Raw genomic sequence first — 12856 nt, 5'->3', positions numbered from 1 at the left:
GCGGCCCCGGCCGACTGCCGGGACCGGGACCGTCGGCGGATCAGCGCGGGATCCTGGTCCATTTCTCGTCCTGCGCGCCGTTGCAGGGCCACTGGATCAGCTGAGTGCCCTTCGTGGCGGCTGAACCGAGTCCGAGGCACTTACCGGAATAGACGTTCCGCAACTCGTGGGTGGCGGAGTCGTACCACCACTTCTCGTCGACCGCCCCGCTGCAGGTGTACTGGATCACTCCCGCCCCGTCGGCGAGGCTCGAAGCCACTCCCATGCACTTGCCCGAGTACTCGTTCTGCACGAAATACGCGAGGTTCCCGTTCGAGTCCTTCGTCTCCTCGAACAGCCAGCGTTCGTCCCGGGCATTCGTGCAGCCCCACTGGATGACAGGATCGCCGTTGTCGATCTTGTTTCCGCCGCCCGCGCACAACTTGCTGTATTCGTTGCTCAGATAGACGGTCCCGTCGGCGTTTCTCGGCAGCAGTGAGAAGATGACCCGCTTTCCGGTGAGTTCGTTCGTTCCCCACAGGCGCCCGGAGGACGGTGAGTACGACAGGTTCTGCGTGAGGCTGGGCGAGCGGGTCAGGACCGTCGGGGCGTGACCCGGCAGAGCCTCGTAGATGCACGAGTATCCGTCACGGGTATCGGGGTCGCCCATGTATCCCGTGGGGCACTGGGCCGACAGGTAGTAGTGCCGGCCGTCCGTGGCGACGCCCTGCAACTGGTCGACCGGTGCGGCGTAGGCGGCTGCCGCGGTGACCGTGCCCGAACTGTCGCTCCGGGGCAGGCCGGTGGCCCCGTCCAGGGGCCAGCGGATCACGTTCGCGGTGCGTCCGTCACCGAGCCCCAGGTATTCGCCCGAGACCAGATGGTCGGTGGTGCCGCTGCGGTCCAGGCTCAGTGAACTGAGGCAGGCCCGTTCGCCGGGGCAGGCGCGCGGGTGGTCCGCGGAGGTTCCGATGAGATAGCGGCCCACCATGGGCAGGGCCCACTGGTGATGCCGGGCCGAGGAGACCCCGTCGACGATGCCGGTTCTGTCGACCGAGGTGGTGCCCATCTTCCACATGTGCTCGAAGTCGTACACCTGCAGTTCGCCGCCGTTGGCCACGAACAGCTTGTTGCCGTACCAGACCACGCCGTCCGCGTGGACCCTCGTCACCGGCTCGAACTGCGCGTTCCCGTAGTGGGGCGACGGCTGCACGAGCATGACGTGACCGTAGGTCCGTGAGCTCCCCGTCGACTCGACGACAGAGATCCGGGCGAGCTTGTCGCGGTCCACGTCCGGGTCGGCGCTTTTACCGTGGCCGTAGTACCAGGAGGCCACGTAGAGATGATGGCCGTCCACGGTCCCACCGGCGTAGGCGTCGTGCGAGGCCGTCAGCCCCTGCGGGTGCCATCCGCCCGCCGGGTCGTAGGCGCTGGTGTTGTCGTCCCCCTCGTCCCAGCAGAAGCCGTTGTACTTGAAGACGCCGTTGAGTCCGGTCGAGTGGCACAGGGCGCGCCCCGTGTGCTGCCGGGACTGGGCAACGTCCAACGGCGTCACCTTGCTTACGGCCCCGGACGCCTCCACATTGCGGATGATGTCGCCGTATTCCTCGAAGGTGGTTTTCCCGCCGGTCGTCGTCTCGGCGTCGATGTGCATCCGGAAGCCGCGGGCGTCGGCCTCCGCGAACGTCCCCGCCGCGGCGGCCGGTTGCACTCCGAGGAGAGTGACCGCCGCAGTGGACAGTGCGACGAGCGCGGCCCACGCCGAACGAAATTTCCTTGATCCCCTGTTGGTTCTCACCAGCTTCACCCTACTGCCCGCGCAGCGTGGCTGATCAGCGACGATCCGTGTCCCCGGCCGGCGACCCGCAGGAACGGGGACGCCCCGCCCGGTCGCGTCCGACCCCTGTACGGACGTGACCGGGCGGGGTGGACCGTGGGCTCAGGAGGCCTGACGCGCGTACATGTCGCGGGTGAAGAACTCGGTCAGGACGGGGGCGATCGCCTGGGGTGCCAGCTCGCGTGTCTGACCGGTCAGGGTGCGGTGGCGGGCGCGGGGGAGCGCGTCCGCAAGGGCGCGGGTCGACAGCCGGGCGCGGGCGGGGCTGGAACCGCCGCAGACCACCAGCGTGCGCGCCGTGACGGACGCGAACCGCTCGGCCGGGATCGAGCCGTCGCCGAGCAGCGCGTCGTCGTACGTGAGGGTGTGCGCCATCGACACCAGATCGCGCCACAGCGGTGCGCGCCGCATCCGGGCGATCATGTCGGCCGGGACGCCGGTCACGGACAGGAACAGCTCCACGGCCCCGGCGCGGTCCCCGGTGGACAGCATCCGGTGCAGCCGGGCCGTGCAGCACGCCTTGAACTGCAGACCGGAGGGCCCCGGGGTGTACGGCGGCTCGTATACCGCGATCAGGTCGACGGGGAGCCCGGCTGCCTGGGCCTCCAGGGCCAGTGCCCCACCGGTCTCCAGGCCGAACACCGAGGCTCTGCCGTCCACCGCGGCGACCAGCGTGGCCAGGTCGTCGATCTCGCGTTCCCTCGCGTACGGCCCGCTGTCGCCGCTGGAGCCGCGGCCGCGCCTGTCGTAGGTGACGACGTGGAAATCCGGTGCGAGGAGGCTCGCCAGGGGAGCCGCGGCCGCCGCCGTGCTCAGTGCTCCGCCGACCAGGATTAACGGCGGTCCGTCGCCCTGGCGCCGGTACGCGATCAGGGTGCCGTCGCGCGAGAGAATCTTGTCCATGTGAGGGTGGACAGCGGCGGCGCCGAAAAGTCATCGCTCCGGCCGAGAATTTTTTGAGATTCTTCAATTCCGCAGGTCTGATGGGTGTGTGACGGTCAGTCGGCGACGGCCTCGGTGGCGTAGAAGCAGAAGTGATCCTTGATCGCCGCGACTTCGGGCTTGGGCTCCGGATACGCCCAGACGAGATCGGCGGCGTCCGGCAGCGACCAGTAGGAGGCATCGCCCTTGAACGGGCAGTGGGTGTGGGTGTCCGAAGGTGTCAGCAGTTCCGTACGGACGTCCTCGGGCGGCAGGTAGTAACGGACCGGACAACCCGTCTCGCGCAGGACGAGCGGGCGCCGGCTCTCGGCGAGCACCTGTCCGTCGCGCACCACACGTACGTGCTCGGTTCCGGGTTCGACCGTGATGCGGTGTCCTCGTGTGGAAGTCATGTCAGGTTCAGCCATGCCACGGGTCGATTTCTTCCCCTTTCCTCGCCGGCATGGGCCGGATTTCCGTCCGGCCGTCCGCGTGTGTCGGTGGTGGCCTCTACGGTGGCTGCATGAACATCTGCGTCTTCCTCTCCGCCGCCGACCTCGACGACCGCTATACCCGGCCCGCCCGCGAATTCGCCGAACTGCTGGGCCGGGGCGGCCACACCCTGGTCTGGGGAGGGTCGGAGAGCGGTCTGATGAAGGTCGTCGCCGACGGCGTGCAGGAATCGGGTGGACGACTGGTCGGGGTGTCGGTCGACTTCCTGGCCGCCAAGGCACGTACCAACGCGGACGAGATGGTGATCGCGCGCGATCTCGCCGAGCGCAAGGCGCTGCTCCTGGAGAAGGCCGACGCGATCGTGATCATGGTGGGCGGTACCGGGACGCTCGACGAGGCGACCGAGATCCTGGAGCTGAAGAAGCACGGCAAGCACGACAAGCCGGTGGTCCTGCTCAACACCGCGGGCTTCTACGACGGGCTGCGCCAGCAGTTCCAGCGCATGGAGGACGAGGGCTTCCTGCCCGTTCCGCTGACTGACCTGGTGTTCTTCGCCAAGGACGGCGTGGGGGCGCTGGCCTACCTGGAGGAGTGGTCCGGCCTCCGCTGACGCGGCGGCGGGCGGTGATCGGGCAGGGTGCGATCATGGCGGCATGTCCACTCATGTCATCACCGGCGCCGGTTCCGGCATCGGCGCAGTCGTCACCCGTCGTCTCCTGGAGCGTGGTGACGAGACCGTGCTGCTGGCCCGTGACGCGGGCCGCGCGAAGGAACTGGCCGAGCTCCACCCCGGCGCCCGCACGCTCGTCGGCGACCTCTCCAACCCGGACCGCCTCTCCTGGGCGTTCGCCCAGCAGGCGATGCCCGAGCGGGTCGACACGTTGCTGCACATCGCGGGCGTCGTCGAGCTCGGCAGGGTCGGCGACCTGACGCCCAAGGCGTGGCACTTCCAGCTCAACACCAACCTGATCGCGCCGGCCGAGCTGACCCGGCTCCTCCTGCCGCAACTGCGGGTCGCCCAGGGGCAGGTCCTCTTCGTGAACTCGGGCGCCGGCCTCGCGGCGCACGCCGAGTGGAGCGCGTACGCCGCAAGCAAGCACGGCCTGAAGGCACTGGCCGACTCGCTGCGTCACGAGGAGCACGAGAACGGCGTCCGCGTGACCTCCGTCTACCCGGGGCGCACCGCCAGCCCCATGCAGGCCAAGGTCCACCAGCAGGAGGCCAAGGAGTACGACGCCTCCCGCCTGATCGACCCGGAGTCGGTGGCCACCACGATCCTGATGGCCATCGACCTGCCGCGCGACGCCGAGGTCAACGACCTCACGGTGCGTCCCGGGCGCTGACCGCCACGGGCGTGGGCCGTCCCCGGCCGGGACGACGACGGTCGCACGCGCCGGGCCCGGTCTCGCGGGCCGTCCGGTGCCCCCGTGCATCCGGCCTCGTCCGGGCGGGGAAGATCCCGCCTCCGGGCGGTCCCGTGCCGTGCGGCGCACCGCACCGGCCGCGGTGCACTGTCCGGCACCGGCCCGCGGGGACGGCCCTTAGGCTTCCCGTGTGAGCGAGAAGAACAAGTTCAGGGGTTGCCCGGCCACCGGGATCGGTTCCATGCCCGGGGGAGACGCACGGGAGGCGGCGAAGACCGTCACGGGGTCCTTCGGGGGCGGCGAGGGCCTGCCGTATCTGGCGGAACTCCCGGCCCGCGGGCCCGGTGCGGACATGATCGGGCGGACCGTCGGGCTGCTCGTCGACCTGTACGGCCATGTCGAGCCCAGCGGCTGGCGGATCAGCGACCGGCCAGGACGGGACACCCGCCGGGCCCGGTCCTGGCTCGGTGAGGACCTGGATGCGCTGGAGGAGTTCACCCAGGGGTACGGGGGGCCGCTCAAGGTCCAGGCCGTGGGCCCCTGGACGCTGGCCGCCGCTCTGGAACGGCGGGGCGGCGAGGCCGCGCTCGGCGACCCGGGGGCCTGCCGCGATCTGGCGGCCTCGCTGGCGGAGGGGCTCCGGGCCCACCTCGCGGAGGTACGGCACAGGGTGCCCGGTGCCGACGTGATCCTCCAGCTCGACGAACCGTCGCTGACCGGCGTGCTGCGCGGGCGGATCAGGACGGCGAGCGGCTACCGCACCTACCGGGCCGTGGACCGGCAGACCGTCGAGGGCATCCTGCGGGACGTGCTGGCCGCGGCCGGGGACGGGGCGACCGTCGTGCACACCTGCGCGCCCGAGGTGCCGTTCGCGCTGCTGCGCCGGGCCGGGGTCGACGGTATCTCGTTCGATTTCTCGTTGCTCACCGAGCGTGAGGAGGAGGCGATCGGGGAAGCGGTCGAGGGCGGCACCCAGCTCTTCCTCGGGGTGGTGCCGGGCACCGACCCGGCCTCGGGCGGATTGTCGGACCCGGGCGGTAGCGTCATGGGTGTCAGGACGCTGTGGCGCAGGCTGGGGCTGAATCCGGGGACTCTGACGGAGTCCGTGGTGATCACCCCGTCGTGCGGGCTCGCGGGTGCCTCGCCCGCGTATGCGCGCGCCGCGCTCGCCCACTGCGCCCGGGCCGCGAGATCGCTCGCAGACAACCCTGAGTAACGGGGTATTGGGTAACGGGAGGACGAGACGATGGCCGGCGAACAGCAGACGGCAGTGCCCGTACAGGCGCAGGAGCAGCACGCGCTCCTCGCCGAGCAGATCGAGGAGCACCGCTTCCGGTATTACGTGAACGACCAGCCGGTCGTGAGCGACGCCGAGTTCGACCGGCTGATGCGCGAGCTGGAGGCCCTGGAGAAGACGTATCCGCAGCTGCGCACGCCGGATTCGCCGACGCAGAAGGTCGCGGGGCCTTACCAGACGGAATTCACCTCCGTCGAGCACCGCGAGCGGATGCTCTCGCTGGACAACGCCTTCGACGACCTGGAGCTGGCGGCCTGGGGCGAGCGGATCGCCAAGGACGTCGGCACGACCGGCTACCACTTCCTGTGCGAGCTGAAGGTCGACGGTCTCGCGGTCAACCTCACCTATGAGCACGGGCGGCTGACCCGGGCCGCGACCCGCGGTGACGGCCGCACCGGCGAGGACATCACCCCCAATGTCCGTACGATCGCCGAGATCCCGCACCGGCTGAAGGGGGACCGGATTCCGGCGCTGGTCGAGATCCGCGGCGAGGTCTTCTTCCCGATGGAAGCCTTCGACGGGCTCAACGCCCGCCTCATCGAGGCGGGGGACAAGCCGTTCGCCAATCCGCGCAACGCGGCGGCGGGTTCACTGCGCCAGAAGGACCCGAAGGTCACCGCCACGCGCCCGCTGCACATGGTGGTGCACGGCATCGGCGCCCGCGAGGGTTTCGACATCGACGGCCTCTCGCACGCCTACGAGCTGCTGCATGCCTGGGGTCTGCCCACCGCCAGGCACAACAAGGTGGTGGACTCCCTCGACGGGGTACGGGAGTTCATCGCGTACTACGGCGAGAACCGGCACTCCGTCGAGCACGAGATCGACGGCGTCGTCGTCAAGCTCGACGAGGTCCCGCTCCAGGGCCGGCTGGGCTCCACCTCGCGCGCCCCGCGCTGGGCGATCGCCTGGAAGTACCCGCCGGAGGAGGTCAACACCAAACTGGTGAACATCCGCGTCGGCGTCGGACGCACCGGCCGGGTCACCCCGTACGCCCAGGTCGAGCCGGTCGAGGTGGCGGGCTCCGAGGTCGAGTTCGCCACGCTGCACAACCAGAACGTGGTGAAGGCCAAGGGCGTCCTCATCGGGGACACGGTGGTACTCCGCAAGGCGGGCGACGTGATCCCGGAGATTCTCGGCCCGGTCGTCGATCTGCGCGATGGCACCGAGCGGGCATTCGTGATGCCGACGCACTGCCCCGAGTGCGGTACGGAGCTGAAGCCCATGAAAGAGGCGGATGTCGATGTCCGCTGTCCCAATGCCCGCTCCTGCCCTGCCCAGTTGCGGGAGCGCCTCGCCTATCTCGCGGGCCGAAAGTGCCTGGACATCGACCACTTCGGCTTCGTCGCCGCCGCGGCCCTGACCAAGCCGCTGGAGCCCGCCGAGCCGCCGCTGCGCGATGAGGGCGATCTCTTCGGGCTGACCGTCGAGCAGCTTCTGCCGATCCGCGCCTATGTCCGGGACCAGGACAGCGGGCTGCCCAAGCGGGACCCGAAGACCGGCGAGGAGAAGACCGCCTGGGTCTTCGCCAACCAGCAGGGCGAGCCGAAGAAGAACGCACTCGCCATGCTCGACGCCATCGCCGCGGCCAAGGAGGCGCCGCTCGCCCGGATCCTGACCGGGCTGTCCATCCGGCACGTGGGACCGATCGCGGCCGCCGAGCTGGCCCGTCAGTTCCGCTCCATGGACCGGATCGACGAGGCGACCGAGCAGGAGCTGGTCGAGGCCGACGGGGTCGGGGACATCATTGCCGCATCGGTGAAGCAGTGGCTCGCCGAGGACTGGCACCGGGAGATCCTGCGCAAGTGGCGGGAGGCCGGGGTCCGGATGGCCGACGAGGAGGCGGGGGAGGACACGGGGCCGCGCCCGCTCGAAGGGCTCATCGTCGTCGTCACCGGCACACTGGCCGGCCACACCAGGGACGGCGCGAAAGAGGCGCTCCAGAGCCGGGGGGCCAAGGTGACGGGATCCGTCTCGAAGAAGACCTCCTTCGTGGTCGTCGGCGACAACCCCGGCTCGAAGTACGACAAGGCGATGCAGCTGAAGGTGCCCGTGCTGGACGAGGACGGTTTCGCCGTGCTGCTCGAACAGGGGCCGGACGCCGCACGCGAGACGGCCGTCCCCGTCGAAGAAGCGGCGGGATAGGGCGAATTCTCGTCAACTGGCGGGCAAACCGGTCGGAACGGAGCGTATGGCCGATCGAGGATGGTCGAAAAAGACCGGCTGGTTGGTAAATAGCGAACGAGAAAGTGTAGAAAGGGCGTAGCGGGACGGACGGGGCAAGACGTTCCGTCAGGTGGTCGGATTCACCTGGTCGGCGCCTACCAGACGCTGACGGACGGTTGGTTCGCATTCAGGCAAGAGCCGCAGAGCGCTGCCCGTAGAGGCCTTCTGCGGCCTACTGTTGAGATGTGCACCCGCCGTGCCGGCCACGGGGTGGGAAACGGGGCGTGGTGGCATGGAACTGAGCATTCGGGTGACATCGGCACCGCCGGCTGTGAGAGGGACGGAATGAAACCGACCGAGAGCGCCGCACCGGTGTCGCGGCTGCAGGGTTTCGTCGGCCTCGCGCCCGGGGTGGGTGTCGTCGTCGTGGTGATCGCCGTTGTTCAGCTCGCGACCGGTTTCTACCGGACCGTGAGCGAAGGTCACGCACTCTTCCCCGACGGCGAAGCCGGCTGGTCCCTCGCCGTTCTCACCGGAATCGTCGTCGGTCATCTGGTCGCGCTCGGCCGCGACCGCTGGTGGGGCGGCACCGGTTCCGGGGCCGCACTCACCCTCGCCGTGCTGCTCCTCTACGGCTGGGTGCCCGCCGGTCTGGTCAGCCTGGTCGTGGTCGTTCTCGTCGGTGTGGCCCGCAGGCACCGCTGGTGGCAGGGGCTGCTGCACGGCGCGGTGGACATCCTGGGGATAGGTGCGGCGGCCCTGGTGCTCGCCGCGTTCGGCGAGGTGCAGACCGTCGAATCGCCCTGGCAGCCACTCGGTTGGGGCATCGCAGCCGTACCCGAAGTCCTCCTGGCCGCCTCCACCTATCTCCTGGTCACCCGGGGCCTGCTGTGGTACGTACGGACACCCCAGGGCGGCGGCCTGCCGACCGTCGCCCGTACCGCCCTGCTGCGCCAGGGCCTCGTCGCGGTCGCCCTGCTCGGCATCGCACCGCTGATCTGCGTCGTCGCGACGACCATGCCCGTGCTCCTGCCGCTCTTCGCGGTCCCGCTGATCACCCTGGACTCCACCATCTGGATCGCCCGCGCCCGGGCCGAGGAGCAGCTGCGCGACCCGCTGACCGGGCTGCCCAACCGGCAGTGGCTGCTGGAACGCACCTGGACGGCCCTGGAGGACGCCGAGTCCAGCGGCGTCAGATCCGCTCTCGTCCTGATCGACCTCGACCGTTTCCGGGCGGTCAATGACACCCTCGGCCATCTGGCGGGGGACCGGCTGCTGCTGCAGATAGCGGAACGCCTCAGACTCGCCCTCCCCCGGGGAGCAGAGGCCGCGCGGCTCGGCGGTGACGAGTTCGCCGTGCTCCTGCCGACCGCGGACTCCACCACCAGCGCCCAGCGCGTCGCCCGCCATCTGGTCGCCGAGCTCTCCTCCCCGCTGGACCTGGACGGCCTGACCCTGGTCCTGGAGGCGAGCGCCGGAGTCGCCGTCTACCCGGACCACGCACTGGACGCCGAAGGGCTGCTCAGGCGCGCGGATGTGGCGATGTACCAGGCCAAGCGCGACCGTACGGGCGTGGAGGTGTACGAGTCGAAGCGGGACAGCAACACCCCGGACCGGCTCGGGCTCCTCGGAGACCTGCGGCGCGCGCTGGACGCCGGTGAGGTGGAGCTCCACTACCAGCCGAAGGTCCGCTTCGACGGTCAGGTGGCCGGCCTCGAAGCACTGGTGCGCTGGGTGCATCCGGAGCGCGGGCGGGTCCCCCCGGACGAGTTCATCGCCATCGCCGAGTCGTCCGGCCTGATGCCGCACCTCACGGAATACGTCCTGGAGACGGCGCTGGCCCAGGTCGCCCGGTGGCGGGCGCAAGGTCTGTTCGTACCGGTCGCCGTCAACGTCTCGCCGCGCGACGTCCACACCCCCGGATTCGCGGGCGGCGTCGCGGCCCGGCTGGCCCGGCACGGCGTCCCGGCCGGGGCCCTGCAACTGGAGATAACCGAGCACGTGCTGCTGGAGGATCCGCAGCGCGCCGCCGACACCCTCGCCGGGCTCACCGGGCACGGCGTGAAGATGTCCCTCGACGACTTCGGCACGGGGTACTCCTCGCTGGTCCATCTGCGCCGGCTGCCGGTCAGCGAGCTGAAGATCGACCGCTCGTTCGTGGCCCGGCTGGCCGTCGACAACGAGGACGCCGAGATCGTCCGCTGCACCATCGACCTGGCCCACTCGCTCGGACTCCTGGTCGTGGCGGAAGGCGTCGAGGACGACGAGACCTGGGAGCGGCTGCGGGATCTGCGCTGCGACGCGGTGCAGGGCTGGCTGGTGGCCGCGGCGATGCCGCCGCAGGAGACGACGGCCTGGCTGCGGGCGCGGGGCGAGCACGGGTGGCGGCGGCCCGCGGAGCTGGCGGCCGCGGCGGCCGCCGCGGCCGCAGCCGGCGCGAACGGGACCGCCGAGCTGGAGCACGGGCCCACGGGCCGCGCGGTGAAGCCGGGCCCGGCGACGGGCTGAGCGGCCGGGCGGGACGGCCGGAGGCGCCCGGCGGCCGCCTCGTTCCTCAGGAGCCGGCCGGGCCGCAAAACGCTCCGGCCGGACGGCACCGCCAGGGACTTCCGTCCGGATCGGGCCGGCCCCCGCGAGCCCGGCGTGATCCGAACGCGAGGCCCCCGGCCCCGCCCGGGTGCGAATGAGGCGGGGCTGACCAGGGTGTTCGCCCCGGTGGCGGGAGCGGCCGCGGCCGACACCATAGGATTGGGCCAAAACCACACACCAACCCCTGAGGATCGCTGCATGCCTGGCATCACGCGCGAGGAGGTCGCCCACCTCGCCCGGCTGGCGCGTCTGGAGCTGAAGGGCGAAGAGCTCGATCACTTCGCCGGACAGCTCGACGACATCATCGGCGCGGTCGCCCGCGTCTCCGAGGTCGCCGACCAAGACGTACCGCCGACCTCCCACCCGCTGCCGCTGACCAACGTCATGCGCGCGGACGAGGTCCGTCCGTCGCTCACCCCCGAGCAGGCGCTCTCCGGCGCCCCGGCCCAGGAGCAGCAGCGTTTCAAGGTGCCGCAGATCCTGGGGGAGGACTAAGAAGTCATGACGGACAACAGCACCATCATCAAGCTCACCGCCGCCGAGATCGCCGCGAAGATCGCTTCCGGCGAGCTCACGGCCGTCGAGGTCACCGAGGCGCACCTGGCCCGGATCGACGCGGTCGACGAGAAGGTCCACGCCTTCCTGCACGTCGACCGCGAGGGCGCGCTCGCGCAGGCCCGTGCCGTCGACGCGAAGAAGGCGGCGGGCGAGAAGCTCGGCCCGCTGGCCGGCGTCCCGCTCGCGCTGAAGGACATCTTCACCACGCAGGACATGCCGACCACCGTCGGTTCGAAGATCCTGGAGGGCTGGGTTCCGCCGTACGACGCGACCCTGACCAGGAAGCTGAAGGCCGCCGACGTCGTCATCCTCGGCAAGACCAACATGGACGAGTTCGCCATGGGGTCCTCCACCGAGAACAGCGCCTACGGCCCGACCGGCAACCCGTGGGACCTCACCCGCATCCCGGGCGGCTCCGGCGGTGGCTCCTCGGCCGCCCTCGCGTCGTACGAGGCCCCGCTCGCCATCGGCACCGACACGGGCGGTTCCATCCGCCAGCCCGCGGCCGTCACCGGCACCGTCGGCGTCAAGCCCACCTACGGCGGCGTCTCCCGGTACGGCATGGTGGCGTTCTCCAGCTCCCTGGACCAGGGCGGTCCCTGCGCCCGTACCGTCCTGGACGCGGCCCTGCTGCACGAGGTGATCGCCGGGCACGACCCGATGGACTCGACGTCCATCGACGCCCCGGTCCCGCCGGTCGTCGAGGCCGCCCGGAGCGGCAGCGTCGAGGGCATGCGCATCGGAGTCGTCAAGCAGTTCGCCGGTGAGGGCTACCAGGCCGGTGTCGTCCAGCGCTTCAACGAGTCGGTCGAGCTGCTGAAGTCGCTCGGCGCCACGATCGTCGAGCTGGACTGCCCGTCCTTCGACCTGGCCCTGTCGGCGTACTACCTGATCGCGCCGTCCGAGTGCTCCTCCAACCTGGCCCGCTTCGACGCCATGCGTTACGGCCTGCGCGTCGGCGACGACGGCACGAGGTCCGCCGAGGACGTCACCGCGCTCACCCGCGAGGCAGGCTTCGGCGACGAGGTCAAGCGCCGCGTCATACTCGGTACGTACGCCCTCAGCTCCGGCTACTACGACGCGTACTACGGCTCGGCGCAGAAGGTCCGCACCCTCATCACCCGGGACTTCGAGAAGGCCTTCGGGCAGGACGGCGGTGTCGATGTGATCGTCTCCCCGACGACGCCCACCACCGCCTTCCCGATCGGCGAGCGCGCCGACGACCCGATGGCGATGTACCTCGCGGACCTGTGCACCATTCCGGCCAACCTCGCCGGCAATGCCGCCATGTCGCTGCCCTGCGGCCTGGCCCCGGAGGACGGCCTGCCGGTCGGACTGCAGATCATCGCCCCCGCCATGAAGGACGACCGGCTGTACAAGGTCGGAGCAGCCGTCGAGGCCGCCTTCGTGGAAAAGTGGGGACACCCGCTGCTGGAGGAGGCTCCGTCACTGTGAGCGCACTGACCAAGGCCAAGGGCTTCAAGAAGTCCAAGGCCGGTACGTACCTGTCCATCGGCACCACCGCCTTCGGGGCGCTCGGCGTCATCAAGCAGGCCAGGAAGGCCCGCTTTGAACACGACACGCTCCGACTGATCGACGCCGTCGTCTCCGCCGCCGCCATCGCCACCGGTGTCGCCCTGCTGGTGCGCGAGCTCAAGCGCATCGGCGATGACGACGTACTGCTGGGCTGAGAGG

11 protein-coding genes are annotated in these 12856 nt (G+C 70.4%); 8 read left to right on the top strand and 3 right to left on the bottom strand.

Annotation, left to right across the window (positions count from 1 at the left end):
- Positions 1-40 precede the first annotated feature (40 nt).
- From ACF08M_RS28205 to ACF08M_RS28195, 3 genes are all read right to left on the bottom strand, one after another.
- Positions 41-1777 (bottom strand): RICIN domain-containing protein, encoded by a 1737-nt coding sequence (locus ACF08M_RS28205; protein ID WP_392188071.1) that lies wholly within the window; start codon positions 1775-1777, stop codon positions 41-43.
- Between the two features lie 141 nt (positions 1778-1918).
- Complete coding sequence (locus ACF08M_RS28200) at positions 1919-2719, bottom strand: alpha/beta fold hydrolase (protein WP_392188070.1); 801 nt, start codon at positions 2717-2719, stop codon at positions 1919-1921.
- A 95-nt stretch (positions 2720-2814) separates the two neighbouring features.
- Positions 2815-3150 carry a DUF427 domain-containing protein gene (locus ACF08M_RS28195; RefSeq protein WP_392188069.1) on the bottom strand — a complete coding sequence of 112 codons (336 nt, stop codon included), beginning with the start codon at positions 3148-3150 and terminating at the stop codon, positions 2815-2817.
- A gap of 110 nt (positions 3151-3260) precedes the next feature.
- On the opposite strand from ACF08M_RS28195, the gene ACF08M_RS28190 reads away from it, so the two are divergent.
- The 8 genes from ACF08M_RS28190 to ACF08M_RS28155 all read left to right on the top strand — a co-directional run bounded on the left by ACF08M_RS28190 (position 3261) and on the right by ACF08M_RS28155 (position 12852).
- Complete coding sequence (locus ACF08M_RS28190; protein ID WP_392188068.1) at positions 3261-3800, top strand: TIGR00730 family Rossman fold protein; 540 nt, start codon at positions 3261-3263, stop codon at positions 3798-3800.
- Positions 3801-3843: 43 nt separating this feature from the next.
- Complete coding sequence (locus ACF08M_RS28185) at positions 3844-4533, top strand: SDR family oxidoreductase (protein WP_392188067.1); 690 nt, start codon at positions 3844-3846, stop codon at positions 4531-4533.
- Positions 4534-4744: 211 nt separating this feature from the next.
- Positions 4745-5770: a methionine synthase gene (locus tag ACF08M_RS28180; protein WP_392188066.1), complete on the top strand. Its 1026-nt coding sequence runs from the start codon at positions 4745-4747 to the stop codon at positions 5768-5770.
- Between the two features lie 30 nt (positions 5771-5800).
- The gene (gene ligA / locus ACF08M_RS28175; RefSeq protein ID WP_392188065.1) at positions 5801-7993 is read left to right on the top strand and encodes an NAD-dependent DNA ligase LigA; all 2193 of its coding nucleotides are present in this window, start codon (positions 5801-5803) and stop codon (positions 7991-7993) included.
- A gap of 366 nt (positions 7994-8359) precedes the next feature.
- Positions 8360-10522, top strand: a complete 2163-nt coding sequence (locus tag ACF08M_RS28170) for a putative bifunctional diguanylate cyclase/phosphodiesterase (RefSeq protein WP_392188064.1) — start codon at positions 8360-8362, stop codon at positions 10520-10522.
- 279 nt (positions 10523-10801) lie between these two features.
- Positions 10802-11098, top strand: coding sequence for an Asp-tRNA(Asn)/Glu-tRNA(Gln) amidotransferase subunit GatC (gene gatC / locus ACF08M_RS28165; RefSeq protein WP_015036350.1), 297 nt, complete (start codon positions 10802-10804; stop codon positions 11096-11098).
- A 6-nt stretch (positions 11099-11104) separates the two neighbouring features.
- On the top strand, positions 11105-12616 hold the full coding sequence (gene gatA, locus ACF08M_RS28160) for an Asp-tRNA(Asn)/Glu-tRNA(Gln) amidotransferase subunit GatA (protein WP_392188063.1): 1512 nt from the start codon (positions 11105-11107) through the stop codon (positions 12614-12616).
- Entirely contained in the window at positions 12613-12852 is a 240-nt protein-coding gene (locus ACF08M_RS28155; protein WP_392188062.1) for a hypothetical protein, read from the top strand. Before gatA ends, ACF08M_RS28155 begins: the two co-directional genes overlap by 4 nt.
- Positions 12853-12856: the final 4 nt, after the last annotated feature.

This window comes from Streptomyces sp. NPDC015032 (assembly GCF_043080425.1).
In the GTDB taxonomy this organism is placed as follows: domain Bacteria; phylum Actinomycetota; class Actinomycetes; order Streptomycetales; family Streptomycetaceae; genus Streptomyces.
The sequence above is the reverse complement of the archived record's forward strand: the minus strand, read 5'-3'. Positions and strand labels throughout refer to the sequence as shown.